This is a genomic window from Bdellovibrio sp. HCB2-146, from assembly GCF_047345725.1.
In the GTDB taxonomy this organism is placed as follows: Bacteria; Bdellovibrionota; Bdellovibrionia; order Bdellovibrionales; family Bdellovibrionaceae; genus Bdellovibrio.
On the sequence record NZ_JBLEQP010000002.1, the window covers coordinates 249,298 to 275,945 of the forward strand.

Annotated in this window: 28 protein-coding genes; 11 read left to right on the forward strand and 17 right to left on the reverse strand. The window is 43.5% G+C overall.

Translation table 11 applies throughout. The features are described from left to right. Positions 1–54: 54 nt before the first annotated feature. Both ACLWOR_RS12100 and ACLWOR_RS12105 read left to right on the forward strand, forming a co-directional pair. Complete coding sequence (locus tag ACLWOR_RS12100) at positions 55–636, forward strand: NADPH-dependent FMN reductase (protein ID WP_413940998.1); 582 nt, start codon at positions 55–57, stop codon at positions 634–636. A gap of 305 nt (positions 637–941) precedes the next feature. Further along, positions 942–2,807: a potassium transporter Kup gene (locus tag ACLWOR_RS12105; RefSeq protein WP_413940999.1), complete on the forward strand. Its 1,866-nt coding sequence runs from the start codon at positions 942–944 to the stop codon at positions 2,805–2,807. On the opposite strand, the gene ACLWOR_RS12110 is transcribed toward ACLWOR_RS12105, so the two are convergent. Next, positions 2,804–3,934 carry a patatin-like phospholipase family protein gene (locus tag ACLWOR_RS12110; RefSeq protein ID WP_413941000.1) on the reverse strand — a complete coding sequence of 377 codons (1,131 nt, stop codon included), beginning with the start codon at positions 3,932–3,934 and terminating at the stop codon, positions 2,804–2,806. The genes ACLWOR_RS12105 and ACLWOR_RS12110 overlap by 4 nt on opposite strands. Before the next feature lie 381 nt (positions 3,935–4,315). On the opposite strand from ACLWOR_RS12110, the gene ACLWOR_RS12115 reads away from it, so the two are divergent. Further along, complete coding sequence (locus ACLWOR_RS12115; RefSeq protein ID WP_413941001.1) at positions 4,316–4,894, forward strand: hypothetical protein; 579 nt, start codon at positions 4,316–4,318, stop codon at positions 4,892–4,894. Positions 4,895–4,907: 13 nt separating this feature from the next. Here the strand turns inward: ACLWOR_RS12115 and ACLWOR_RS12120 are convergent, their stop codons facing one another. Continuing rightward, positions 4,908–5,225 carry a hypothetical protein gene (locus ACLWOR_RS12120; protein ID WP_413941002.1) on the reverse strand — a complete coding sequence of 106 codons (318 nt, stop codon included), beginning with the start codon at positions 5,223–5,225 and terminating at the stop codon, positions 4,908–4,910. 380 nt (positions 5,226–5,605) lie between these two features. Between ACLWOR_RS12120 and ACLWOR_RS12125 the strand changes: the two genes are divergently transcribed. Next, entirely contained in the window at positions 5,606–6,592 is a 987-nt protein-coding gene (locus ACLWOR_RS12125) for a hypothetical protein (protein ID WP_413941003.1), read from the forward strand. 105 nt (positions 6,593–6,697) lie between these two features. Here the strand turns inward: ACLWOR_RS12125 and ACLWOR_RS12130 are convergent, their stop codons facing one another. The 10 genes from ACLWOR_RS12130 to ACLWOR_RS12175 all read right to left on the reverse strand — a co-directional run bounded on the left by ACLWOR_RS12130 (position 6,698) and on the right by ACLWOR_RS12175 (position 14,419). Continuing rightward, entirely contained in the window at positions 6,698–7,285 is a 588-nt protein-coding gene (locus ACLWOR_RS12130; protein WP_413941004.1) for a M23 family metallopeptidase, read from the reverse strand. A 66-nt stretch (positions 7,286–7,351) separates the two neighbouring features. Then, positions 7,352–8,599, reverse strand: coding sequence for a serine hydroxymethyltransferase (gene glyA / locus ACLWOR_RS12135; protein ID WP_413941005.1), 1,248 nt, complete (start codon positions 8,597–8,599; stop codon positions 7,352–7,354). A 78-nt stretch (positions 8,600–8,677) separates the two neighbouring features. Continuing rightward, positions 8,678–9,154 carry an RpiB/LacA/LacB family sugar-phosphate isomerase gene (locus ACLWOR_RS12140; protein WP_413941006.1) on the reverse strand — a complete coding sequence of 159 codons (477 nt, stop codon included), beginning with the start codon at positions 9,152–9,154 and terminating at the stop codon, positions 8,678–8,680. A 62-nt stretch (positions 9,155–9,216) separates the two neighbouring features. Beyond that, on the reverse strand, positions 9,217–10,485 hold the full coding sequence (fabF, locus tag ACLWOR_RS12145) for a beta-ketoacyl-ACP synthase II (RefSeq protein WP_413941007.1): 1,269 nt from the start codon (positions 10,483–10,485) through the stop codon (positions 9,217–9,219). Between the two features lie 6 nt (positions 10,486–10,491). Continuing rightward, a complete protein-coding gene (acpP, locus tag ACLWOR_RS12150; RefSeq protein WP_413941008.1) occupies positions 10,492–10,728 on the reverse strand; it encodes an acyl carrier protein in 237 nt (78 codons plus the stop codon). A 36-nt stretch (positions 10,729–10,764) separates the two neighbouring features. Further along, positions 10,765–11,511, reverse strand: a complete 747-nt coding sequence (gene fabG / locus ACLWOR_RS12155) for a 3-oxoacyl-[acyl-carrier-protein] reductase (protein WP_413941009.1) — start codon at positions 11,509–11,511, stop codon at positions 10,765–10,767. Between the two features lie 83 nt (positions 11,512–11,594). Then, entirely contained in the window at positions 11,595–12,569 is a 975-nt protein-coding gene (fabD, locus tag ACLWOR_RS12160; RefSeq protein ID WP_413941010.1) for an ACP S-malonyltransferase, read from the reverse strand. Between the two features lie 3 nt (positions 12,570–12,572). After that, positions 12,573–13,568, reverse strand: coding sequence for a beta-ketoacyl-ACP synthase III (locus ACLWOR_RS12165; protein ID WP_413941011.1), 996 nt, complete (start codon positions 13,566–13,568; stop codon positions 12,573–12,575). Between the two features lie 22 nt (positions 13,569–13,590). After that, on the reverse strand, positions 13,591–13,776 hold the full coding sequence (gene rpmF / locus ACLWOR_RS12170; RefSeq protein ID WP_413941012.1) for a 50S ribosomal protein L32: 186 nt from the start codon (positions 13,774–13,776) through the stop codon (positions 13,591–13,593). 82 nt (positions 13,777–13,858) lie between these two features. After that, positions 13,859–14,419: a YceD family protein gene (locus ACLWOR_RS12175; RefSeq protein WP_413941013.1), complete on the reverse strand. Its 561-nt coding sequence runs from the start codon at positions 14,417–14,419 to the stop codon at positions 13,859–13,861. A 219-nt stretch (positions 14,420–14,638) separates the two neighbouring features. Here ACLWOR_RS12175 and ACLWOR_RS12180 point away from each other — a divergent pair, with 219 nt between their 5' ends. The 5 genes from ACLWOR_RS12180 (at position 14,639) to ACLWOR_RS12200 (ending at position 21,493) form a co-directional block, all read left to right on the forward strand. After that, positions 14,639–15,517 carry a hypothetical protein gene (locus ACLWOR_RS12180; protein ID WP_413941014.1) on the forward strand — a complete coding sequence of 293 codons (879 nt, stop codon included), beginning with the start codon at positions 14,639–14,641 and terminating at the stop codon, positions 15,515–15,517. Then, positions 15,517–16,422, forward strand: a complete 906-nt coding sequence (locus tag ACLWOR_RS12185; protein WP_413941015.1) for a hypothetical protein — start codon at positions 15,517–15,519, stop codon at positions 16,420–16,422. Before ACLWOR_RS12180 ends, ACLWOR_RS12185 begins: the two co-directional genes overlap by 1 nt. A gap of 14 nt (positions 16,423–16,436) precedes the next feature. Further along, positions 16,437–17,315, forward strand: a complete 879-nt coding sequence (locus tag ACLWOR_RS12190; RefSeq protein WP_413941016.1) for a hypothetical protein — start codon at positions 16,437–16,439, stop codon at positions 17,313–17,315. A 152-nt stretch (positions 17,316–17,467) separates the two neighbouring features. After that, positions 17,468–18,340 carry an alpha/beta fold hydrolase gene (locus tag ACLWOR_RS12195; RefSeq protein WP_413941017.1) on the forward strand — a complete coding sequence of 291 codons (873 nt, stop codon included), beginning with the start codon at positions 17,468–17,470 and terminating at the stop codon, positions 18,338–18,340. A 123-nt stretch (positions 18,341–18,463) separates the two neighbouring features. After that, on the forward strand, positions 18,464–21,493 hold the full coding sequence (locus tag ACLWOR_RS12200) for a DUF3857 domain-containing protein (RefSeq protein WP_413941018.1): 3,030 nt from the start codon (positions 18,464–18,466) through the stop codon (positions 21,491–21,493). Between the two features lies 1 nt (position 21,494). Here the strand turns inward: ACLWOR_RS12200 and ACLWOR_RS12205 are convergent, their stop codons facing one another. Genes ACLWOR_RS12205 through ACLWOR_RS12220 form a run of 4 tightly spaced genes read right to left on the reverse strand, consistent with a single transcriptional unit; the run spans position 21,495 to position 24,500 of the window. Beyond that, positions 21,495–22,415, reverse strand: a complete 921-nt coding sequence (locus tag ACLWOR_RS12205; protein WP_413941019.1) for an ABC transporter substrate-binding protein — start codon at positions 22,413–22,415, stop codon at positions 21,495–21,497. Further along, positions 22,412–23,155: an ABC transporter permease gene (locus ACLWOR_RS12210; RefSeq protein ID WP_413941020.1), complete on the reverse strand. Its 744-nt coding sequence runs from the start codon at positions 23,153–23,155 to the stop codon at positions 22,412–22,414. The genes ACLWOR_RS12205 and ACLWOR_RS12210 overlap by 4 nt, the downstream gene beginning before the upstream one ends. After that, positions 23,152–23,883, reverse strand: coding sequence for an ABC transporter ATP-binding protein (locus ACLWOR_RS12215; protein ID WP_413941021.1), 732 nt, complete (start codon positions 23,881–23,883; stop codon positions 23,152–23,154). Before ACLWOR_RS12215 ends, ACLWOR_RS12210 begins: the two co-directional genes overlap by 4 nt. Before the next feature lie 2 nt (positions 23,884–23,885). After that, positions 23,886–24,500: a TIGR02466 family protein gene (locus ACLWOR_RS12220; RefSeq protein ID WP_413941022.1), complete on the reverse strand. Its 615-nt coding sequence runs from the start codon at positions 24,498–24,500 to the stop codon at positions 23,886–23,888. 214 nt (positions 24,501–24,714) lie between these two features. On the opposite strand from ACLWOR_RS12220, the gene ACLWOR_RS12225 reads away from it, so the two are divergent. Further along, the gene (locus tag ACLWOR_RS12225) at positions 24,715–25,038 is read left to right on the forward strand and encodes a hypothetical protein (RefSeq protein ID WP_413941023.1); all 324 of its coding nucleotides are present in this window, start codon (positions 24,715–24,717) and stop codon (positions 25,036–25,038) included. Positions 25,039–25,147: 109 nt separating this feature from the next. Here the strand turns inward: ACLWOR_RS12225 and ACLWOR_RS12230 are convergent, their stop codons facing one another. Then, positions 25,148–25,681: a tyrosine-type recombinase/integrase gene (locus tag ACLWOR_RS12230; protein WP_413941024.1), complete on the reverse strand. Its 534-nt coding sequence runs from the start codon at positions 25,679–25,681 to the stop codon at positions 25,148–25,150. Between the two features lie 382 nt (positions 25,682–26,063). Between ACLWOR_RS12230 and ACLWOR_RS12235 the strand changes: the two genes are divergently transcribed. Beyond that, positions 26,064–26,648 (forward strand): hypothetical protein, encoded by a 585-nt coding sequence (locus tag ACLWOR_RS12235; RefSeq protein WP_413941025.1) that lies wholly within the window; start codon positions 26,064–26,066, stop codon positions 26,646–26,648.

The window sequence follows — 26,648 nt, forward strand, 5'->3', positions numbered from 1 at the left end:
ACGATTGAGTTTATTAGAACGAAAGGTGTATAACTTTGTCTAGGAGAAACACCGATGAAATACATTATTGCGGGGACAGACAGACCAGACTCAAACACATTGAAGGTTGCGAAATATGTGCAATCTCTCTATAGCTCTCTCGGTGAAGCCACTGAGATCATTGATTTAAAAGTAGCAAAAGAGCACCTTCATGCAGGCGACCTGCAATATGGAAAACAATCTGAAGGTATGCGCCCGTACATGGACAAAGTACTGACAAGTGATGGTCTTATTGTTGTGTGCCCAGAGTACAATGGTTCGATGCCAGGTGTACTGAAGTACTTCATCGATCACTTGAAGTTCCCAGAGTCATTTGAATACAGACCGGTTTGTTTTATCGGAATCGGTGGAATGTTTGGTGGGCTTCGTCCGGTTGAGCATCTTCAACAAATTTTCGGATATAGAAATGCGTTTATTTTCCCTGAACGTGTTTTCATTATGAACGTTTTTAAGGTCTTCAATGCTGAAGGTCAGCCGACGGATGATCTAATCAAGCAATTGTTGTTGCGCCAAGCGCAAGGTTTCCAAAAGTTTTCGAAAGCCCTCGCGGGAGCGAAGCTTGATGCGAACTCTTTTATCGAGAGTAAGAAGTCTTAGAAGCATTCTCCACTCGGGCAGGAAGTCGATTTTCAAAAAAGAAGAGACCTAAAAGCAGTAAGGCCGCTAAAAGCCATTTGGATTTAAAAAGTGTGGATTGAAACATAATCGGTTCACCCCTAACTCCTTTTAGGATCTCAAAAAGCTCAAAAAGATGGCAATTAAACTTCTTGCAATAGGTCGCTATGCGTCATGCTGTTGCTGACAAGCCATAGTCCTTTGTCTAAACTGTGAACTTAAAAGCTTTTTTAACGGGGTTTCACATCGAAGGCTCAGCTCATTCGCAAAAAAATGCCAATATTTTAATGTTATCTCTTGGGGCTTTGGGCGTGGTCTTTGGTGACATCGGAACCAGTCCTTTGTACGCCTTACGAGAATGTTTCGGGGAATATGGTCTGGCGCCAACTCCGGACAACGTGATTGGTATTCTCTCTCTGATTTTCTGGACATTGATTGCTGTGATCTGCGTGAAGTACATGGTCTTCGTTATGCGCGCAGATAATAAAGGAGAAGGTGGAATCCTTTCTCTGATGGCCCTTGCTGTGCGCAGTCAGCATACAAAGGACATCACACGTCGTCGTTGGATTATGACGACGCTGGGACTTTTCGGTGCGGCACTTTTATATGGTGATGGCGTGATCACGCCGGCGATCTCGGTTCTCTCTGCGATGGAAGGTCTCACGTACGCAGCTCCGCAGTTTAAACCGTTTATCATTCCGCTCACAGTCTTTGTCATCAATGCGCTTTTCCTTTTACAGAAATATGGAACGGGTCGCATCGGTGTGATTTTTGGTCCCGTGCTTTTGTTGTGGTTTATTGCACTGGCACTCTTAGGTATTAACGGTATTGCCACAAATCCGCATATCTTCGAGGCGCTGTTACCTCATCATGCATTTGAATTTTTCTATCGCAATGGCTGGCACGGATTTATCGTTCTTGGTTCTGTATTCCTCGTGGTCACGGGTGGTGAAGCGCTTTACGCCGACATGGGGCACTTTGGTAAACAGCCGATTCGTGTGTCTTGGTTCTTTGTGGCTTTGCCAGCATTGGTGCTTAATTATTTCGGACAAGGAGCTTTGCTTCTTAATAATCCAGAAGCTGTCTCAAATCCATTTTACTTACTTGCACCACAATGGGCGACTCTTCCATTGGTTGTTCTTGCGACCATGTCAGCAGCAATTGCATCTCAAGCATTGATCTCGGGTGTTTTCTCTATCACACGTCAGGCCATCCAATTGGGATTCTGTCCGCGTATTTCGATCGTTCATACATCCAGCCAAGAAATTGGTCAGATCTATGTGCCTGCAATCAATTGGGCTCTTTTTGTTGGTGTGATCTGGCTCGTATTAACGTTCCAAACATCAAGTAACTTGGCTGCGGCATATGGTATTGCGGTGACTGCGACCATGGTGATCACAACAATTCTAGCTTACGAAGTCGCTCGTCAAAAATGGAATTGGAGTTTTGGTAAGGCTGCATCCATTTTCGGAATATTCTTTATTATGGACATGGCGTTCTTTACAGCCAACGTTCGTAAAATCACGCACGGTGGTTGGGTTCCGCTCGCAATTGGTGCATTGATTTATCTGCTGATGACAACATGGCAAAAAGGACGTCAGATTCTTTTCCGTCGTTTGAAAGAGCGCTCAATGCCAATTGAAGATTTCTGTCAGCAGCTTTTGCGTGAGCCGCCTTTGCGTGTTCCGGGAACCGCTGTTTACATGTCAGGAGACCCATGGGGTGTGCCTGTACCACTTTTGCATAACTTGAAACACAATAAAGTTTTACATCAACGAGTGGCGATTCTGACGATTCAGACCAAAGAAGTTCCGTTTGTTACAAAGCGTGAGCGAATTTCTATTCAAGAGGTTATTCCAAACATCTATCGCATCATCGCGAATTATGGATTTATGGAAACTCCAAAAATGAAGCACATCCTTGAAGCTTGTCGCAGTCAGGACATCAACTTCAATGTGACAGAGACAACATTCGTATTGGGCCGTGAAACTATCATCGCCGAGAAAGGTGATGCTCGTCCTGGCGAAGTCGGTATGTCGCTTTGGCGCGAAAGACTTTTCGCCGTGATGTCGAAAAATGCACAAAGACCGACGGCGTTCTTTAGAATCCCACCAAATCAAGTGATCGAAGTGGGAATCCAAGTCGAGATTTAATTTTCAACGAAATGGCGAATTTTATCCTTCGCCTTCATACCGTCTTCAAAGCCCAGTTCTATAAGCTCTTTGCAGTACTGGGATTCAAACAAAAGAAAACTTGCCAGTTCACTGGCTTCATCCAAACTTCCCAGGCCCTTTAAAAGATAGCGAATCATTGTTGGGAGTTCTCCCGTTCGTTTGTTGGCAACAGCGGATATCTCGCGTGAAGGTGAAATCCAAAGATAGTCGAGATATCCCACACTCAGGTTTTTTCTTTCAGCTTCTGAGACGTTGCGTAGATTCTGATTGATACGCTCGATCCTTTCGATGTCAATTTCTAAACCATCCATCATCACGGCATGCAGTAAAACGTTAATAACTCGGGCAAGGCTTGGTGACGAAGGCAGTCCGGGGGAGTGAGAACTGTAGCAAACTTCTTGCGGCTTACGAACTCCAATGGCGATCAGTTTTCGTGCGCCCATAAAAATCGCAGGACTGCACGGACTAAAATTTCGAACGGACCCATCGCCATAATGAGAGTTTCCAATTTTGACCGGCGGAAATAAAACCGGAATAGCGGCAGACGCCATCATATGTTCAGCCGAAATAACGGCGCGTTCAGATCTTCGCCGAACTCTCTGCCAGGGTTCAATCTCTTCTTGCCCTTGAATAAACGTCACCGTCGACGTGGTGTAGTAATCCAATGCCGATATCGCCAAGGCGCGGACTTGTTTGTTATCGATTCGCTTTTGAATGTCTTCAAAGCTGCAGTTCTTTAAAATCAAATCGCGCAGTGGGGTGGTTCGAAGAAGTGAGATTCCCGGCGTATTTTTTAATCCGCCTAATGAAAGTTCCGCCAGCCATTTAATTCCGCCACCAGACAGACTTAAAGGATTGCTGATAAAAACTTGTTCTGAACTGAGTTGCTCCCAGATTTTCACAAGCTTCGCTGTAGATTCGCAGAAATTCAGCGGTGTTCCTACCAGCATCGTGGCATTGATCGCACCCGCACTGACTCCTGTGTAAATATCAAAGGGATTTTGGATCTTTGATTCTGCGCAAATATTAGCAATGGCAGATAACACTCCTGCCTGATAAGCACCACGTGCTCCACCACCTGAAAGTACGAGACCTAAATTGGGCATTTTATTCCTCTAGTGAAATGCTAATAGTCTCGTGTTGAGAGGTAAATCGCCGATCCGGACTTGCGAAAAAATACAGATGGAATAATCTATTCATGAGCGAGGCCATAACATTCTTAGATAGAGTGTTTGTCCCATTGAAGGGAAATCTGCTTCGCAAAAGGGAGCCGTCGGCTCCCTTCTTTTTTGTCCTCCTCAAAATCCCTCTGTCCTTTTCTTTTACACACCTGTGCGCAAAAGAGGTCCTCTCTCAGAGTGAAACAAAATTATGTCAGTCTCAAAATGAGAACACTCATTGATATTCATCACTTAGCAGTTGGCATAGGTGGATCTGTCTTTGCATTAGTTAGAAAGTGAAGACTTTGAATTATCAAGGAGACGGTTATGAAATCTCTAAATGTATTTAAAATTCCTGCTTTGATCGCATTGTTGGCTCTTGCTGCCTGCGCAAAAAAGGATTCAGATTTCGCTGCACGCTACGCTAGAAATGGAACGGGAGCTGCGGCCGTCAATATCGAAGAAACAGGCGCTGCTGGTGAATACGCTGCAGGTAAAGGTTTACACACAGCTGATATCGTAGGCCTTCAACGCACTCGTAATGGAACAGCTGCTCAAATCACAGGACAAATTGTTTTGAACAACCAACAAATTCAAGTCACAACTCAGCACACAGGTTCTGAAGTTCGCGAAGGTGCAGTGAGAGTGGGTAACTACCAAGTTCAATTCCACGCAATGTGCTTAAACTCAAGCTGTGAACCTTATTTTGCAGCGATGGAAGTGTACACGTCTTCTGGTGAGTTCCTAATTCAAGAAGGTGTGAGAATTTACTTCAATGATCCGTCACGTTCTGTCTATCAATTATTTAAACCAGGTTCGGCACGCGTGTTCTTCAACGGTAAACTAGCGGATCCATCTTCAATGGTGGGATATCTTAATTCCTTCAATGCGGGAATTGGTCTTTAATAGAATTTAAAAGTCAGGGCGACCTTTGAGGGGAGTTTCGAGAGGAACTCCCCTTTGTTTTTTTCTCGCGACGATGTTCTTCATCGAGGACTTCCGACAAGTTATGATGACGGGATTTTACCAAAGTATCGACTTCGCTTAAATGTGTAGAGAGATTTGAAAACAATCGTTCTACTTCTGGATCGTTCTCGAGCTTTCCTTGCTCTTCGCGCAGTTCTTCCATCAACCGATCAATGATGAACATAGCTTTGTTCAAGGTGAAACCCACCTTGTACAAAAACTCTCTCTCTTCGGAAATATGCTCTTGCTGAGCGCGAGGCATCGGTAGCATAGAGGATCCTCTCTATAGTTAGCTAAGTATGTCGCGCTGAAAATGCTCGGGCAATTTGACTCTTCGCATGAAAACTCTACAGGTATTACAAGTGTAAATAGTATCTGATCCTCTCTGTAATCCTTGGTTTTGTAGACGCAAAGCATTGATTTCCGTCAAATCGGGCCAAGTAATGGGATTTTGAAAAGAATTCGTCAAGAAATGGTGTTGAAAGGGGACCGAACATCTGGCACCTTACTTGCTTTATTGGGGGTATGGCTCCATTTTGGGACCAGTTTGGTCACAGAAGTTGTACGAACTTCTTGATCAGAATAACCACTTAAATTTTGAAATTGAGTTTTAACAAAGGTTTAAAAAACCAACTAAGGAAAGGGAAACCAGTGAAAAAACAAGTTTTATTGTCACTGATTTTGGCGGGATCAATGGTTGCGGCATCTGCTCAAGCGGAAGAGCAACAACAAAACCAATCTTCGAACACAAGCACAATCAAAATGTCTGATGTTCAAAAGAAAGACGAACAAACAAAAGATATCGATGACGAGATCACGAACGCGAAAATGCGTGCTGAATCTGGATCGAAATCTAAATATTCAGTTAGCATCGAGTTCGCATTGAACGGTGGTAACTTGGTTGAGCCTCTTGGTAAAGTTCGTCCGAACTATTCTGGTATCGCAACTCAAGATACTGCAACTAACTTGACTGGTGAAGTCGGTGTTTCTTACCGTATCAATCCAAAAAATCGTTTGAACCTTTCTACTGGCGTTTCTGTTGGTCAACCATTCCACAGTAACATCGAAGAAGTTTCTCGTTTGAAAAATGAAGGCGGTAAAACTGACGTTTCTACTCCTTCTCTTACTTGGAGCACTGCTGGTCGTATCGGTGGAACTCAAAACTCATTGTCTGTAGGTTACAGCCACCATACAAAACAAGTTTACACTGATTTGTATAAAATGGTTGGTGACCTTGGTGTGAGCCACGTTGTTATCTTCGATATCGAAGGTTCAAACTGGCAACCAGGTTTGTCGACTTCTGTCGGTAACACTTTCTACAGCGATGGTGCTAACTCTTCTGACGTAATTGGTAACGATGACCGTCGTGCTGACTACTACTTCGGTTTCTATCCATTCGTAGAATACTCTTTCAACGACCGTTACTCTTTCCGTACTGTTTTCAGACCATTCGTTTATAGCCACAACCGCTCTGACGATGCTTTGACTTTCGAAAAAGACATGTACACTCAATCTCTTGGTATCGGTATCGCGGTTACTCGTGACATCTACCTTTACCCAAATATGCAATTTGCTCCAGAAAACTTGAAGCCAGAACTTACAAACGTAGGTCTTTCTTCAACAATCAACATCTTCTAATTTCCCACAAAGAAGTTAGAGATTTAAAAGGCCGCCTTCGGGTGGCCTTTTTTATTAGACACGCCAGAAAAGAAAAAGGGAGATTTCCATCTCCCTTTTGTTTTTTTAAAGTTGTGCGGTGACTTTCGGTAACAGCGGTAGTGGATCGATCGGGCCGCGGTCTTTGCGGATTTCGAAGTGCAGGTGGACTCCGGTTGCACGGCCAGTGCGGCCCATTGCTCCGACGATTTCGCCTTTGCGGATTCTTTGGCCTTCAGAAACTAAGATCTTGTCGAAGTGGGCATACAAAGTCGCCCAGCCATTTCCTGATTCAATCAATACCATTTTTCCGTAGCCACGGAACTCACGACCAGCGTAAATCACGGTGCCACCTTGTGCCGCCAAAATAGGCGTGCCTTTAGGCGCAGCCAGGTCAATGCCGAGATGAGGGCGTCTTTTGTGTGGCAAGAAGCCACGGGTCATTCTAGCGCTATCTACGGGCCAATCGAAATGCAGGTCATCCGCTGTTGGCGGAAGCGATGGATCCGCATCTGAAGCCACAGAACGCGGACTTGCCGAGCCATCGGTATTGAACATTTCGCGTGAAATAGGGGTATGAAAGGTCGTGCAGGATCCAGTAATCGCCATCATGGCGATGCATCCTGCTACTTTCACGAATTTAGAAGTTCGAAGTTGATTCCATCCTGGTGTCATATGGCTTCGATTTTACCTCATAAGCCATTGAATCCAAAGCATTAATTCCCCAAAAATGGGTTAAAATTAATAAATCGGGAAGTGCCTGCAGAGCTCTTTGACCTCATTATGAACCTTATTCTTAAGTCCAGTGTCTTCTGGGTTGTTCAGTACTTGAGCAATCCATTTTCCGATTTGCTTCATTTCTTTTGTGCCCATACCACGAGTTGTGAGAGCTGGTGTTCCGATACGGATACCACTTGTCACAAATGGAGAGCGTTTTTCATTTGGCACTGTGTTTTTATTCACAGTGATACCGGCTTCATCCAAAGAATTTTCAGCCAATTTTCCTGTGATTTCCCGGTCACTCAAATCGACAAGGATCAAGTGATTGTCAGTGCCGCCAGTCACAAGTTGGAATCCTTGTGACAACATTTCTTCCGCTAAAGCTTTCGCATTGTCGATGACGTTTTGACTGTAAGTTTTGAATTCTGGTTTCAAAGCTTCACCGAAAGAAACCGCTTTACCCGCGATTACATGTTCAAGTGGTCCACCTTGAATTCCCGGGAAGATGCGAGAATTGATGATCTTCGCTTTTTCTTCCGAGTTCGTCATGATCATGCCACCACGAGGGCCACGCAAAGTTTTGTGAGTTGTTGTTGTTACATAATCCGCGTACTGAACTGGAGACGGGTGGTGACCGGTTGCGACCAGTCCGGCAAAGTGGGCCATGTCTACGAGCAATTGCGCGCCGACTTCGTCAGCAATTTCTTTGAACTTTGCAAAATCAAGAGTGCGTGGATAAGCGCTGTAGCCCGCGATCAACAATGAAGGTTTTACTTCCTTCGCTGTTGTGCGAATCGTGTCGTAATTAATACGTCCTGTTTGTGCATCCAGTTTGTAAGAGGCCGCTTTGAACAACAAGCCACTGAAATTGACAGGAGATCCGTGAGTTAAGTGACCACCGTGAGAAAGATCCATTCCCAAAATTGTGTCGCCCGTTTTGCACGCCGCCAAGTAAACACCCATATTAGCTTGTGAGCCCGAGTGTGGTTGAACGTTTGCGTATTGAACTCCAAAAAGTTTTTTTGCACGCTCAATTGCTAGAGTTTCAACTGTATCAACATTTACGCAACCGCCGTAGTAGCGTTTGCCTGGGTAACCTTCCGCGTACTTATTGGTTAGGATTGAGCCCTGAGCTTCCATCACTGCTTTTGATGTGTAGTTTTCAGAAGCAATCATTTCCAAACCAAATTGCTGGCGTTCAGATTCGCGCGCAATAGCTTGGGCAATTTCTGGATCGACTTGTGAAAGAGTGAGAGAAGTTGAATTCATACGAGACCTCATCGGAGTTAACTAGTTCCCTTGAATGTTAACACTGGGCTCGTATGATTTGGGAGAGAGAAAAATGAATTAACAGTTGGTGTCGGAACTGAGTTTCGCAACGCGCTTGGCGTGGCGACCACCTTCAAAGGCTGTCTTTAAAAACGTTTTCACCATTGCGATAGCATCATTCGGCGCTGTGAAACGTGCGCTGAGGCAAAGGATATTCGCATTATTATGTTCCCGTGAAAGACGGGCGATATCTTCATTCCAACAAAGCGCTGCGCGAATGTCTTTGTATTTGTTCGCGCGGATCGCCATACCTTGTCCTGAGCCGCAGATCAAAAGACCCATAGCTGGACCTTGAAGTGGATCTTGAACTCCGGACTTTTGATTTTGAAGTTCTACTTTAACTATCTCTTTAGCGACGAGGTCGGCGTAATCAGGATAATCGACAGAGTCGGGAGTTTTTGTGCCGAAATCCACCCATTCTACGTCAGAAAGTGCAGCCATTACTTTAAGTTTTAAATCCAGGCCTGCATGATCGCTACCGACGTACAATTTCATAAAGTGAAAACTCCGTTGTCTTAAAATTATGAAGGCCTCTTTTGGAGGCCTTCATTCAGTTTCTATTTTAATTTCGAGAAGATCATACAAGCATTGGTTCCACCGAAACCAAAGCTGTTGTTCAACACGTTCTCGATCTTTCCATCACGTGCCTTGTTTGGAACGTAATCAAGATCGCAATCTTCGCTTGGATTTTCCAAGTTGATCGTTGGTGGAACAATTTGATCTTTCAAAGCCATGATACAGAATGCAGATTCAATTGCACCCGCGGCACCCAAAGAGTGACCCATCATAGACTTAGTCGAAGATACCCACACTTTTTTAGCGTGATCGCCCATCAAACGTTTGATCGCCGCAGACTCAAGACCATCTCCGACTGGAGTGCTTGTTCCGTGTGCGTTCACGTATTGAATGTCAGAAGCTTTAAGCCCTGAATCACGAAGACATTGTTCCATCGCCATAAATGCGCCGGCACCTTCTGGAGCTGGAGATGTCATGTGGTACGCATCCGAAGAAACACCGTAACCAGTGATCTCACAGATGATGTTTGCGCCACGCTTTTCAGCGTGCTCAAGAGATTCGATACAAAGAACAGCGGCACCTTCCGCAAGAACAAAACCATCACGGTCTTTGTCCCAAGGACGGCTGGCTTTTTCAGGAGCATCATTTCTTGTCGAAAGAGCTCTCATGGAAGCGAAACCACCGATAGCCATAGGGCATACAGTGCTTTCCGCACCACCTGCTAACATCGCATCACAAACGCCATCGCGGATGTAGCGAACAGCTTCACCGATAGAGTGAACGCCAGATGCGCAAGCTGATGTAACAGAATAATTCGGACCTTTAAGTCCGTAAGCGATACTCACTTGGCCTGCAGCCAAATTCGTGATCACAGATGGAATAAAGAAAGGACTGATTCGGCCAGGTCCTTTCTCTTTCATTTTCATGACTTGTTCTTCGATGATGGGAAGGCCACCCATCCCAACACCGATGATCACTCCCGTTTTATTTTTCACTTCTTCAGTGAGTTCCAATTTCGCCATGTCGAGCGCCATTTTAGATGCTGCCATAGCGTAATGGATGAACAGGTCCATTTTCTTTTGCTCTTTTTTGTCGACGTAAAGATCCGAATTAAAGTTCTTCACTTCGCCAGCAAAAGTAACATCAAAGCCTGTTGTGTCGAATTTCGTGATTTTCGCAATTCCAGATTGACCTTTAATCGCAGCAGCCCAGCTCTCCTCGATAGTATTACCAAGGGGAGTAACTGCACCGACTCCGGTCACCACAACGCGCTTTTGAGGTTTAGATGGGCGTTCTAAGCGGGAGTTCATAAAAACCTACGCTTTGCCTTTTTTCTCAAGGTAAGAAGCAACGTCTTGAACTGTTTTAAGTTTCTCAGCGTCTTCGTCTGGGATTTCAAGATCGAATTCTTCTTCCATAGCCATCACAAGCTCAACGATATCAAGAGAATCTGCGCCCAAGTCGTCGATGAAAGAAGCTTCTGGCTTTACTTTCTCAGGGTCAACGCCAAGTTGTTCTACGATGATATCTTTTACTTTTGGATGAATAGCCATTGTGTGTCCTCCTAGTGACTTACTTATTTTAAAGCTCTAATTCATGTGCATGCCGCCATTTACATCCAAGGTGTGACCTGTGATGTATTTGGAGTCATCGCTTAATAAAAATCTTACGGCGTTCGCAATATCAATTCCTTCGCCGATTTTATTCATTGGTACCTTTTCCAAGATTTTATTTTTCACATCTTCAGAAAGAACTTCCGTCATCTCTGTGCCGATGTATCCTGGAGCGACGTTGTTCACGCGAATATTGCGTGAAGCCAACTCTAGAGCGCAGGACTTAGCAAAAGCAATCGTCCCAGCTTTAGAAGCCGCGTAGTTAGCTTGGCCCGCATTTCCTGTTTCGCCGATGATGGACACGATATTCACGATGGAACCTTTGCGTGCTTTCATCATTGATTTAGTAAATGCTTTTGTTACGAGAAATGTTCCGCGCAAATTTGTGTTCACAACAGAATCAAAATCTTCCGCTTTCATGCGGATCAACAACTGGTCTTTCGTGATACCGGCGTTATTTACAACACCGTCGATCTCAGGCCATTTCTCGAGTATATGCTCAACTGCTTCATTTACTGAGTTTTCACTCGAAATGTCCATCTTAATATAGAAATGACCATCGCCAGTAAGAGAGTGGGCAACTTGTTGAGCAGATTCTTCACGAGAAGAATAAGTAAAAGCAACTTGTGCGCCTTCATCAGACAAGTGTTTAACAATCGCAGCTCCAATGCCGCGGCTGCCACCTGTTACAACGATTTTCTTTCCTTGAAGTGATTGGCCCATATATACGAAATCCTTGTACTGTTCTTAAGTGTGCCGTTTTTAAGCCACACTGTGAACGAACTCTGAATAAAGCTCAAGAAATATTAATGACTCGAAGCTTTCAAAGATTCTTCAATATTTTTAATATCTTCAAGAGTTGTTGTGGTCGCTACTTGGAAGAATTCGCCGTCGATTTTTTTGAGCAATCCTTGAAGGACTTTTCCTGCTCCGCACTCGATCATGTTTTTGTGGCCCAAGCTCTTGAGAACTTCCATGCTCTGCGTCCAGCGGACAGGTGCTGAAACTTGGCGAATGAGATTTTCACGCAGAACCGAACCTTCGCTCTCCATCTTAGCATGGAAATTCTGAACGATAGGGAAATCTGCTTTGTTAAATTCCATTGCGGTCAGGACTTGACGCATTTTCTCTTCCGCTGGCTTCATCATTTCGCAATGAAATGGAGCTGAAACTTGAAGAGGAATCATTTTCGCGCGACGTGGAGCCTCAGTAAAAATCACTTCCGGCTTAAAGTTGTCCTTAAGCCAATCAATTGCTTTCTGAGAGCCACTGATCACAATTTGCCCTGGACAGTTAAAATTCGCAGGGGAGAGGGGACCAAAGCCAGAATTTTTCACTGCATACTCACACAGGATCTGCGCTTGGTCGGGCTCAAGGCCGAGAAGTGCGACCATCCCGCCCTGTCCAACTGGAACGGCAGATTGCATTGCTTGGCCACGAGTGCGAACGGCGCGCATGGCTTCATCAAAACGAATCACGTTTGCAGCAACCAGGGCCGCGTATTCGCCGATAGAATGACCAGCAGCAGCCTCAACTTTTACTGAGAATTCTTTTCTAAGAACTCTTTGCGTTGCAGTTGAAACCAGCAAAAGCGCCGGCTGAGTATTTTCAGTCAAAGCAAGTTCTGCTTCTGTGCCTTCGAAGCACAGTTTTTTCATATCTTGCTTTAAAGCTTCAGAGCCTTCTTCAAAAGTTTCCTGTGCAACTTTGAAGTTCTCAAATAGAAAACGGCCCATGCCAGGTTGTTGGCTGCCTTGTCCGGGAAATATCAATGTCGACATGATTTAGTACCTCAACAGAATACTGCCTGAAGTTAAACCTGCACCGAATGCGGTAAGAAGAATGGTTTGACCTCGCTTGATTTTCCCAGTCTGAACAGCCCAGTCAAATGCAAGTGGAATAGAGGCAGAAGATGTGTTTCCAGTTTCTTGTAAGTAAACGATAACCTTTTCCATTGGGAACTTAAATTGATCCGCAACGGCTTCGATAATTCTTTTATTGGCTTGATGAGGAACGATCCAGTCCACTTGTTCGGGAGCTGTGTTGTTCGCCTCAAGTGCCTCTTGGCAGCATTGAGCCATCGCGCGAACGGCATTTTTAAAGATCTCGCGACCTTTCATTGAAACGTATTGCATGTTGGAATCAAGAACAGCTTGCGATGGAGGAACTAAGCTTCCGCCACCTGGAAGAGTTAAGAGTTCCGCCAGATTTCCATCGGCATGCATGTGGCTGCTATGGATAACTTGATTGTCGCCTTCATTAGCGCGGCTCAAGATCCATGCACCCGCACCATCACCAAAAAGGATGCAAGTTTCGCGGTCTTTGTAGTTTACGAAACGATGAAGAACTTCGGCGCCAACCACGAGAATATTTTTGTACATTCCTGTGCGAATGAACTGGTCAGCAATAGAAAGTCCGTAAATAAATCCAGAACAAGCGGCGTTTAAGTCGAATGAAACGATATTGCGGCAACCGAGTTTGCTTTGCAAATAGCAAGCAGTCGACGGCATTTGTCGGTCTGAAGTCACAGTGCCGACGATAATCATATCAATGTCTTCTGGATTTAATTTAGAATCCGCAAGAGCTCTGCGGGAAGCTTCTAAGGCCAAGTCAGATGTGGCTTGACCTTCAGGCGTAATATGGCGGCGTTCGATCCCGGTTCTTTCGATGATCCACTGATCACTCGTCTCCACCATTTTTTCAAGATCATGGTTCGTGAGAACCTTCTCTGGTAGATACGAGCCTATCCCTGATACTCGAGATCGATATTGTCCAGCCATGGAATACCTTCTTTTTTACTAATTACTTAGCCGCGCTGATTTGCTTACCTTTGTAGTAGTAAGCGCCGTCTGCACCTTTAGCAGCACGGTGTGGGCGAACTAGCTCACCAGTTTTTTTCTCAACTGCAACTGCAGGAGTAGACAAACCGTCGTGTGAACGACGCATATCACGGCGAGAGCGAGATGTTTTCTTTTTAGGAGTTGGCATGACGAACCTCTTTTAAATTCCAATAGTACAATCAAATTACAAAGAACGGTAATTTAGCTAAACTTCATTAAAAATCAAGCCTTTAATTCAGCTTAATATTCTTTAAAACGTTAAATGGGTTTTGTGGCTTTTCTTCCGGCATTTTTTCATCATAGCTAAAGCTACGACCTTTCACAGGAATTTTGCAAATTGAGCAATCCCCATTTTCATCTTCTGGGCCTGCTGGATTAAAAGGCGCAGCAAGAGCCACCACTTCGTGAAGGAATTCACCCATATCAAATAGATTTCCCTCATATTCTGAAGTTTCAGGTCCACCTTGAGGCAAGTCACTGACGTGATTTACTTTTGAATATTTGCTGTTGCGGGGCTGATTTTGCTTCGGGATCAAGATTTCATGGTACTTTTCGTTAATTGGAAAAGCGAAATCAATTCCACAACGACCGCATTGTTCAGGCAATTTCGTGCGAACTGTGCCAGTGAGTTCAAAGTCTTTTGAATTCAAAGGTTTGATGAAAAAATCGGCTTCGTGGCTGGTATTGCCAATCAAATCGTTTAAAACGGCGTTGAGTTCGCCGGTTTCGCGATTCCAGTGGTAGCTACGTCCTTCTTCTGGGACTTCTGTCAGATTAATTTTCATAGACATATAGGATCCTTATAGAGAGAGGGTCCGTTTTAAGGCAAATGGGGCGCCTGGTCAAGGGGAATCAGGTCCATCAGCGGGATAAGGGGTGCCCATCGTGAGTACTTGTTAAATCTATAGACAATAGGGGTTGGCTCAAAGTTGTTAAATTAAGTTTGGGGGCTTTTTAGGGGCGAAATCCTATATTTCTCCTAGAACACGATTTGCAGGAGATTCCGACATATGAAAGCTCTCAACTTATTGATGATAGCCCTCTTTTTGTTAGGTGGGGTGCTCACGGTGGCGGCGCCTAAGGAACAGGTAAAGGATGCTGCTGTCTTTGATTTTGGGACGTTCGAAGAGCTCGACAGCGAGGCTCAAGATCTCTGGAAAACGTTGATTCAAGAGAAGGGCTCTGAGAGAGCGGCTCTTGATTGGATCATGCTAAAGAATAACAAACCTGATGCTCGATTGGTTGATCTGCATGCGCGAGTCACGGGGCTTGTCGACTCTTCTTATTTTTCAGATACTTATGTGAGTTCGAGAAAATTGCGCATCTCCAGCTTAATGCGATTTGTTCTTTTTAATATTTCTGCAAACTTCGGAAAAGAAATTCGACCACGTATTCCAATTCCTCTCTTCGCTTTCAAGCGTGATGAATATGCTTGGGGTATGACGGGCCAAGCAGTTTGGTGTGCGATGGACAGTGAGAATGATCATCTCTTTCAAAACTGTTCCAAAGCATTAGGTGAGGATGTTTATTTCTTCGCTCGTAAAGCAGGACGCGCGTCGGTGATCGCTCATCGTTTTGCGGGTGAGTACCATATAGAAAACGGTGCGGATATTACAGCGCAAGTGTCTGCGGTTCGAACAAGACAAAACAAGGACGAGATTTGCACAGGTATCAATTCGGCTTGGTTGGCGTATGTGACGATTTATGATGAATTTATTTTGAGGAATCCGTTTAGGGATCTAACGCATGTGGCGTTCAATGATATTGCAGAAAAATGTTTTCAGGATCTTCCTGCAAGCGAAAGAGCTTATCAAAAAAGTCTTCTCCCTAAAAAATACGAGTCTGTTATTGAAATTTCGTCGGCCTACTTTCCGAAGGGGAGCCATTAATGATTATCCGTGGTGTTTACCTTCTTTTAAGTTTGATCCTGAGCTCGGTCGTGATGTTTATTGCGAACATAGGAACACGCTTCGCCGCCGTTATCGTATTTTTTCTGGCGATTATCGGATCAGGGAGCATTTTTGCGGCAGGTCCTTTTTCGGATGTGAAAAAATACGATCTTTCGAGTGTTTTTGATTATCAAACATTTCTGGAGCTTGATTTAGAGTCTGAAAAACTTTGGAATCAACTCGTGATTGAGTCTGGTTCTCCGCAGGCTGCACTTGAGAAAATGTATAATTCATCCGCACCGGATCCTCGTTTGGTCCTACTACATGAAAACGTGCTCCAGGTGATTTCTTCGTCACAGCATAATGACTTTAAGATTTTTGACTACCACGAGCAAAAGCCAAGTTTTGATTACGCCTATAAAGTTGGGCGTAAGATGCATCCTCTTCTGCGTGATGTGGTCAGTAATGTGAGAAGTTTTGTGACGACAAAGTTACAATCGATTTTAGCAAGCGGTCGGGTACGCGGATTTGTTCTTAAAAGACCTTTCCAAGAAGTTAATACAGAAATTAAACTCTGTGCATTTTTGGGAAAATGTTTCCATTCCGAAAAGTATACGGAAATGGACCGTAGAGTTTATCGAACTTGGGTTTACACGGACGTAATTTATGCATTTGACTTGGCCGACTGGAACTGTGATCGCTACTTGAATGCAGGAGCAGCTTACGAAGATCTTATTCATGCAAATTCAGGAAGTGGTCTGGGTAAATTGGACCCGCGTTCTCGTCGCGGAGTATTTGAGATGGTGTTAACGAATCTTTGTAAGAACCAAGAAGATTTTGTCACGCCGGGTACGTCGGTATCACGAGGAAATAAGTTTTTATCGCAAACAAAATTGTTGGATTAAGAAGGTAGAAATTTATGACGCTATCAAAATACCTCATCTTTCTCTCTCTGTTTTTTAGTAGCAACAGCTTTGCGAATTTTGGTGAAGTATTTAAAGATGCTACGGTCTATAATTTGTCGACGGTCGTGGACTATTCGACGCTCGAATCATTTAATACGGAAGTAGCTTCACTTTGGTCGCAAATGGTGCATGAGGCGGGGTCAGAACAAAATGCTTATGTGAAAATGTATAGCGAGCCGAGTCCACAGTTAGTTCAGTTACATGAAAATTTATTACAAATGATTTTATCTTCCCAATTCAATAACCGTGTTGTTGCGGCTTACTTTCGCGAAGGACCGAGTTATGATTATGCTCATAAAACAGGTCGTCAAATTCACCCGCTTTTAAGAGAAATCGCAGGCAATGTGCGAAATTACCTCACGCAAAGATTAGAAGAGGTTTTATCTAGCCGCCGAGTTGCTGGTTGGATCTTTAAGAATGCTTGGTTTGAAATAAACGCAGCAATTTTTCAATGCACGTTCTATAAATGTGCATCATTTCCGGATTTTGAAGGCAAATTTAATAATAAGGATCTTGCGATCTTCCGTGCCTGGGTTTATGCCGACATTATTACGACTTTTGATTTGGCGACTTGGAAGTGTGACCGGTATATAAATCCACAATCGACTCAACAGGATATTCGCTTTGCCAATTCAGATTATGGTAATACAAATTCGTCTGCGCCTCGTGACCCGTTTTTGGGGCAAGGAGCTGCTCCACGTTCTTTCAGGGCGAGCACAGAATTAACTATGCTCATCCCAGTATGTATCAATGAAAAATCTCATTTATCCGCTGTCAAGACACCTGCTGAACGTGGACAAATGTATTTAAAGGGTACAAGGCTTCTTGACTAATAAAACCAGAAATTATTCCTGATTTTATTTTCAATATTAGTTTGATCTCTACTCACGAACTCGCCCTCTGGTCAAGCCAGAGTTGGGCGGGGTCCTCTTGTTAAAACTTTGCTTAGGAGTAGTCTTAAACCGGAAGAAAAAGGGGGTTATGTATGGCAACAACTCGTATCAACGGAAATGAATATTATTTCGAAGATCACGGGCCTAGAAATGCTCCCGCGATCTTTTTAAGTCCACTAGTTTTCACCGACACATCAGTCTTTGAACCTTTTGTAGAAGCACTTTCTAAAGACTTCCGAGTCATAACTTATGATCATCGGGGATTTGGTAAAAGTGCAAGCCCAGGAAGTCCAAATCTAGATAAAGCTGCAGATGACGTGGCACGATTGATTGAAGATATGCAAATTGCTCCTTGTCACTTTGTAGGTAACTGCATGGGGGCTTATGTTGGATTGCAACTCGCGATTCGTCACTCAGATCTTCTTAGAAGCTGTGTTCTTATGGGAGTAAGTCCTGAAGACAGCACTAAAGAGGAAAAAGAACAAGCGTTGGGATTCTTGGATGTCGCAAAAAAAGAAGGCATGAAAGCTCACGCAAAAGAATTTGCGGATATGTGGTTCGGTCCTACGTTCAAAGATACGAAAGACCCAGTTTCTGTCATGAGACGAGAAAAATGGATTCGTCATCTTTCGAAATTAAGCCCAGAACAAATCGAAGCGGCACGTATTTTGTTTGAACGACCTGATGTTCGTGAAGATCTCAGTAAAGTTCAATGTCCTGTGCTTGTGCTTGCAGGTGCGGAAGAACGCCCTGAAGCTTTGGAATCTTATAGAAAATTTGCCGACACTCTTCCAAACGGCGAATTTAAAACGATTCCTAATGCAGGTTATGCTCTTGTGATTGAGCAACCTGATTCAGTCTGTGAACACGTTCGTGACTTTGTCGAAAGAGTCGAACACAGAGTTCGCACTCAAGAACGTCGACAAACTCCACGTTACGACGTGGGTCGAGAAGCACGTATGTAGATACCTGTTCAAGCACCCGCCCTTTGACGGGTGCTTTTTTATGTCCACATCTCAAATCGAGACAAAAAGATTACAAGCAAAACTATAACTAAGGATTGTTTATAGAGTTCCGTTAGTACTTGTATGAAGACGTCTTTATATACGCTCCTAATATTTGGGTTGGTGCTTTCATCTCATTTTGCTTTTGCGGAATGGGGGGAGGCTGATAAGGCCGACGTGGTAATAAATCATGCCAATGCGGTTGTGACTGTGAAAGCTGATGGAACAGCGGTCATGGAAGAACAGCGTATGTTTACGTCAAAAAATGAAGCCGGACGTAACAAGCTGGCACTTGAGACCATTCCGTTCGTTCCTGAGATTATGAGTGTGCAGGTGTTGAAGGCGTCCTCAATAACCGAGGGTGAAGAAATTCCGGTTGATATTAAAACGATTCAAGTTCGCGCGGCATCAGATCCTGTGTCGAAACAAGGTATCAGCGGTCTTAAAGAACTCGTCATTCCATTTACCAATTTGCAAATGGGATCCACAATTTCTTACAAGCTTTTAACCAAATATAAAAAGGCGACGTTTCCAGGTTCGTTTTCAATGTCGTTTGTCTATGGATTGAAAGAACCCGAATTAAGTGGCGAGGTTCTGATTCGCTCCGTAAAGAAATTAAATTTTGTACTTTCTGATCCGCAAAAATATTTGTCTGTAGAAGAAGGGCAAGATGATAAGGGGCAATACACTCTGAAGATTAAGATGCTTCGAGCGTTCACGAAAAACATCAAGGACGAAAATATTCCAATTTTAACTCATTCAAGTTTTCCTTCCGTACATGTCACGACTCTGGAGAATTGGAACCAGTTCGTAAATATTTTTGCGGATAAGTACGAAAAAATCCTTTCGGATGAATTGCCACCATCCTTTCAAGCAATTGTAACTAAGGCCAGCACGAAAAATGACATCTATGAAAAGATTGATACGGTGACATCAGAGCTTGCCTCAGTGATGACGTATTCGGGTAACTGGACCTCGCTTGATAAAATGTTTTTCCCACGTGGACACAAAGAAATTGCCAAATCCAAGATCGGAGATTGTAAGGACTTTGCAACAAGCACGACTGCGATGTTGAGAAAAATTGGTATCAAGGCAAATGTCGCCTTGGTTGTGCGAAGATCCCCTCACGATCCAATGAATCGAATTCAAGCTATTCCTTCTCAACCGCAATTTGCGTTTCCTGGATTTAACCATCTTATTGTGAGAGTTGAAATGCCGGATAAAAGCATCTTGTGGGTGGATCCGACAAATACCACAAGTAATTCAAAAGCGCCTGGTATCGATATCGCGGAATCACAAGCTCTAAATGTGTCCAAAGATACGAAAGACCTTGAGTTTGTCCCAGCAACTAAAATTGACGACCATGTGGTTACAGTGGAAAAAAGCCTTAAGGTAACTCCCGATGATAAAGTTGAATCGACTGGTAAGATTACAACGACTGGATTGTATGCCTCTGAAATTTTGAATACGGCGTTCATGAAGAATGAAAAGGCGGCCAATGAAATAGTTTTGGCTCTTTATGGTTCGGTCGCTAAAGACAGCGTGAAAGCAAATTACAAAACACGGATTGCTTCGCAGTTTCAAGCAGACATAAATACCCATTCAGAGGAAATTTTGAAACGTGAAGATGATAAAGCCTTCCTGATGGTGCCTTTCCCAAGAGTGTTGACTTTGTATGGTGTTGCCTATGCGCCTAAACGGGTGACGGATTTTTATGGCACACCGAAAGGAAAGTTCGTAAGCAAGGTTTTTGTCGAGGGATATGACTTCAATGAAAACGAAGAATATGGGTGTTGGGCTGCAAGTCCATGGTACGAAATTGAGCGAAAGATCTTTAAGGTTGAAAAAGGCGTTGAGATTCGAGATCAAGTTCTTCTAAAAAAGGACTTTATTACTGCAGCGGAAATAAATGACAAGGACTATGCGTACTCACTTGGAGACTTTGAAAGTTGTGTGAATTCGCAGGCAGTGAGACTATTTGAGTTAGACCCTACAAAAACTCTCGCGGATCGACTGAAAGATTATACAGTCGATAATCTCAATAAACTTGCGAATTCCGGTTCGGGACCAGAAATTTATCGCATCTCGCGCACGATGAAGACGATTGCAGATCAGTTGTTGGAAAAAGATCCAACAAACGCAGAGGTGATAGTTTTAAAAACTCGGGCAGCACGATGGGTTGCTATGCGAATGAGTAAGGTTTATGGGCCGACATATCTGGAATATGCTCATAAGTGGATCGATGAGATTTTGGCTCGAGATTCGAACAACGAATCGGCGTTGATTCAAAAATCTTACAATTATTCATTTGGAAATTTGCCAACTCAGGCTACTCAATTTTTCACCAGAGCATTTTATGCCTCCAAGGAAAAGGGTTACGAACTCTATCGTCTTGGTGGGTATTTGTCAGAAGAGAAGAAAGACTATAAGTTAGCCAGCCAATCCTATTTAAAAGCTCTTTCTATGGCGAAGAATGATTATCAGAGAGGTCTTATCTGGAGATCACTAGCGAATATTTCAAGTACTCAGGATGATCATAAGACTGCTGAAGATTACTATAATCGCGCATTAACTTATTTGAAAGATGATCCCTACATCATGAACGATTTAATCATCTTGGCAAATCATAGAAAAGACTACGATAAGGCTATCGAAATTGGTGAAAAACTTTTGAAGACTTCTGATTTTGGCGCAGCTCGGACGAACTTAGGAAATGCATATGCAGCGAAAGCAGAGTTAGTTGCGAAGGGCGGTAAGGAAGCTGACTATGAAAAAGCCAAGGAAATTGCCATGAAGGGCCTGAAATGGGATTCAAAAAACTTTGAATGTCATGGTGTCTTGGCGCAAGCTTTTGAGTCGATTGCATTGATGAAAAAAGAAATTGCTCTCGCCGACCGTGCTGTTGAAATCAGAACGAAGATGGTCAACATTGCCGATCACCCTTTAGAGGTCCAAATGGCGAAAGTTTGGCTTCAGGGCGCAAAATCTATTCAATTAATCGTGCAAAAAATGAATCGTTCTCCTGCAAGCAATGCGGCCGAATCCACTTCTTTGACCGGAGTGACGATTCCATCTTTGGCGCCGCCACCACCAGGTCCAGCTAATAAGAAGTAAACTATCGAACCAAATCTTTTGCGGAAGGTTTGGTTTTGATTAGGCCTAGATCATAAAGTTGATTCACAAGTGTCGTCCAACGCTCTTCGGACATGCTACCAACTTCAACGCCTTTGACTTCGATAAATGGTTTTTGAATTTCGGCTGCTTTATTATGAGTATCTAAATCCAACGATTTATTAAGTTTTGCCATGTGTTCATTGATAGATTTAGGATTCTGCAGATAGAAATTCCAACCATCTTTAGAACCTCTCACCATTTTTTCTACAAGTTCAGGGTTCTTTTTAATTACTTCTTCAGTTGTTGCGAGAACGACGAGATAAGGGTTGAATCCTTCATCGGCGATTAGGAAATTCTTGATTTTCGCGCCCGCTTTTTCAGCAGCTATTGGTTCTGTCGTTGCAAACCCTTGTTGTGAGAATTTACTGTCTTTTATGAAGTTAGCAACTCCCCCAGTGTAAGGAACGACTTGGGCCTTTGGTTTGCCGAACTTTTTAACTAGGTACGGAAAGTATGGCAGTCCTGACTGAACAGAGAGGAGGCCATCTGATTGAAACACGTCTTTCAATGTTTTAAAGCCGCGCTCTTGGTGAGTCATGATGATGTAAGGTGCTGTTTGATAAACGGCGAAGAGTGCTTTGACTTTGTTTTTCTTATTGCGATCTTGCGACAAGATGATTTCATCAGCACTCACAATCGCGAAATCAGCTTTTCCATTTGCAAGCATTTGCACAGTCGGAGTTCCAGAGCCGCCTTCGACAACTTTCACGTCAATTCCGTACTTTTGGTAAAGATTTTGAATCTGAGCTGCGTAAAACCCCCCGAACTCAGGCTCTGCTTTCCAGTTTAAAATCAATTCAACCGGTTTCGCGAAAACGGTTTGTGCGAACAATAAAGCAAAAATAATTGCTATGGATTTCATAGACTCTCCGAACTTAAGAACGACAGTTTTTTATTAATAAGACCCAATGCTGCTAGTAATAGCAGTCCCATCACAGACAATAATAAAAGACAGGCAAAGACTATATCCACTCGTTGTTGAGTGCGGGCAGAGTCAATCAAGGCACCAAGTCCGCCACCGGCAACGAATTCTCCGGCGATCACGCCGACAATCGAAAGGCCTGCTGAGATGCGAAGTCCTGAATAGACATATGGATAAGCGCTTGGTAGGCGGAGTTTGGTGAGGATTTGCCACGAGTCCGCACCGTATACTCGAAATAGCTCTAATTGTCCTGCAGTCGGGCTTTCAAGACCTACAAGTGTATTTGCGATCACCGGGAACAATGAAACAATAAAACTTGCTGCTATAACTGTTGGACTGCCGAAGCCGAAATAGATAACCAATAAGGGTGCAATGGCGATGATAGGCACTGTTTGGAAAAACACGGCGAATGGCAACACCGCTCTTTTTAAAAGCGCTGACAGTGAGAATAGGAATGCTAAACCCATTCCTACCATCATACTCAGAATCCAGCCATAAACAGTATTTAAGAAAGTACTTTTGAAAGCTTCGGCGAAATCCGCTTTCATCTCGACCATAGTTTGCAAAATCATCGAAGGGGAGGGGATGAGAGTTGATTCAATAATCCCCGTCCGAACGAAAATTTCCAAAAGTGCAGTTAAAACAATAAAAAGAATCAAGGCTGGCATTCGTTTCTTCATGCGCGCAACCTTTCAGAAAGAGTTTTAACAAATTGATTGAGTTCCGTTGAGGCTCTGAAGTCTTCACCGTTTAAGTTTGTCTTCGGTGGCTTTTCATCTCCTGAAATAGAACCATTTTTTCCGCTTAACATAACAATTCGCTCACTCAAATAGGCCGCTTCCGTCAGCGCATGAGTCACAAAGACCACGGTGATCTTTTCTTTGAGCCACAGGTCTTTAAGAAGATCCTGCATATCAAAGCGTGTGAGTTCATCAAGGGCCGCGAAGGGTTCATCCATAAAAAGCCATTTAGGATTTGAAATCAAAGCGCGCGCCAATGATACACGCATTTTCATGCCACCGGATAAGTGATGCGGAAAAAGATCCGCTACATTTTCGAGTTTTACTTTTTTAAGAACATCTTGGACCTTTGATTGAGCTGCTTCTTTTGAAAGAGAAACTTTTTTAAGCTCCAGGGGTAACAGAATATTTTCTGAAACAGTTCTCCAAGTTAACAATTGTGCATCTTGAAAAACGAAACCCAAATCTTGATTTTCATTTGAGTCATAAGAAAGCTTTCCTGAAGTCAGAGTTTCAAGTCCTGCCATCAGTCTGAGTAATGTCGATTTACCGCAACCAGAAGGTCCGACGACAGCTGTAAAACTGCCGCTTGGAATCTCAAGAGAGAAGTTTTTAAGAACTTCTCGATCTCCATATTTTTTTGTCAGACCTTCAATCTTTAAACTCACTCTTACACCCAGTCGTAGTTAAAACTAATGCTGATACGCTCTTGTGTTGATTCGTTGGCAGGAACTTCGTGGCGTTGCCAACTTTCAAATAAAATCACATTGCCGGCCTTGGGTTCGATGGAATGAAAACGTTGGTTGTGAGGCTTCGCATTGTGTTTACGAGGTGGTGACGCCATAAAACCAACCATACGTGGATCTTCAAATTTGATCGCAGAACAATTTTTCGGTGTTTGAACATAATAAGTTCCGCTGATCACGGAAAGCGGGTGGATATGCATGCTGTGATAAACACTTGTGGGCATGACATTGACCCAGCAAGAACTCATTTGCAATTCTTTGGGATTAATATCCATTTCAAGATGCTTTACGAATTTAGCGACGTGTTTATCCAGGTCTTTTTTTAACAATTCAAAAGTCGTTGAAAACAGATGAAGTTGCGCCATAGATCCGTAGGATGTGAAGCCACCGGGATAGTTCTTTTTTGACCAAGCCTGACCTTCTTCATCAATCTCTGCAATTTTAAGGGCTTCTGCTTTGAGCTCTTTATTAAGTTGAGTAAGTCCCTGAGTCTTTAGAGGCGCATCATATATAAAGGTCGGAAAGAGGCTCTTAATCATTTTGAGAATCCACCTGCATTTAAGTAAATCTTTGTTTCATTTTGAGACAAAATCACGGCCGGGCAACCTAAAATCACTAGAACTTAGACACCTGTCAGCCAATTTACTCCCGAGAATGTCACAGCCCGTTTCCCAGATCAAAATAAAAAGGACCCGCTTGGCACCGAGCTTGCTCTATAGGTTTGTAAGAGCAAAGTTTACCAAGGAGCAAGTTATGAAAAATCAAATCGTAGTAGCGATCGCAATGATGATCCCAACAATGGGTTTCGCGAAAGTTGCAGATTTTAACGCGCTGATCACTGAAAACGTAAAGGCGCAAACTGAACTTCATGACTCTGTTAAAGGTAACATGGCTGAAACTCGCCAAGCGGTTGCTGATGCAAACAGAAGAGAGCGCATCGTGATCGTAGAAAACTCTGGAACTTCTTATAACTCTCCAACAAAGAAAGACTTGTTGGTGTTCCAGAAGGAAAAAACACAATATCGCGCTGATGAAGGTTTCGATCGCCTCGCGACTGAAATCCGCGATCAAGAATAGTTTCTGGTTCTGCTCTTAAATTGAATTGCCCCCAAAAGGCCGCTCTCCATCCCCCCTGGAAGCGGCTTTTCCCTTTTAAATCGATGAAAAAGCGCCATCCGACTGCCCCTTAAAGGATAAGTCTTCTGAGTTCTTGTTGAGAATAAACGTAATCGGCGTAGACCATGGTGTTTGCAATATTGCGGTGGCCAAGAGCGACCTGGACTAAGCGGATATCCTTGGTCTTTTTATAGAGCTCGATCGCAAAGGTATGTCTCAAAGAATGAAACTTCTTAGGAATGGGTCTATAGAGTTCCCAGATCTGATAAAGACGTGTGTATGTGATGTCGAAGATCTTTTGTTCGCCTTGTTGCTCTGCAAAGCGATGAAGGCGGCCAAAAAAATCGGAATGAACCGGAATTTCTCTGTCATTTGAGTTCTTAATTCCCCGGATAAAAATCGTTTCATCGTAGGGGTTTAAATCGCTGCGTTGAATGTTCAAAATTTCCTGAGCGCGGGCGCCGGTTCTTAAAGCAGTCCAAATCATCAAACAATTGCGTGGATCCTTGTCTTGAAAATCCGTGAGAATCTTTCGCAAACGTTCCGTTTCGGGTGGAAGAAGATATTTGGTTTTGTTGAGCTGATACCGAGCTGCCGATGACATGAATTCATGATTCAGGGTCCAGATAGAGATGGCAAGGGGTTCCTCGTGATGCGCTGAATCAAAAGAGTTGATAGGTAAATTATTTTTGTTTACTCATGGCCTAGGTTTAGATAACGCGATGCATCGAATGAACACCATCCAAATCAGCATATTTAAAACAACAATAAAAACATATATTTAGTGCTTAAGCTTATGACTATAAGATTAAGTCTGATTTGAAAAAGGGGTATCTGGGGTATGGCTGGAAGGATTCTTTTGTGGTTTCAAATACTTAGCTTGACCCTGCAAAACTCTTAGAACAACAATATATGTATTCTACAACGCTATTTATTGTGAAATCCAATAGTAATGTTGTGAAATACAACGATCTAGGAGCGTTTATATGGAGACTGAGGCTCAACCCATACCCCCAGACCTTTTTGAAAATGACGTTTTAAACGAGAGCTTTGAAGAGGAGGAGGTAGGTCCCCGTTCTAAAACATCTCTTCGAATGAATTACGAAGCTCAAGTCACGGTTATGCGCCGTCAAATGGGGTCTTTGGAGTCCGTTCGTTTGGATCTTGGGCTTTCACAACGAAAAATGGCCCAATTATTAATGGTCGATCCTTCCAGTTGGACTCGTTGGACAAAACAAGGTGACGAAGCTCCCCCGCATATTTGGCGAGCTTTGCAGTGGTACATGGTTTTGCGAGAAAAAATCCCTGGTTTAACGCCGCATTATTTTACGGGGACAAACCCGCAGGTTTTGCATCAAAAAGCCTTGGCGGAATTAGATCAGGAACGCGATCAAAGACTTCAGCAGCAGGCACTTTTGGAGCAGAAATTGGATCTTTTGCTCTCGGAAAAGGCAAATTTAGAAGCGAATTTGAATCGCTTCAAAAAAGACCTGAATTTTCACCGCAAGATGAGTATATTTTTTCTGTTACTCAGTTTATGTTGGGCTACTTTGACGTTCATTGGAAAATAA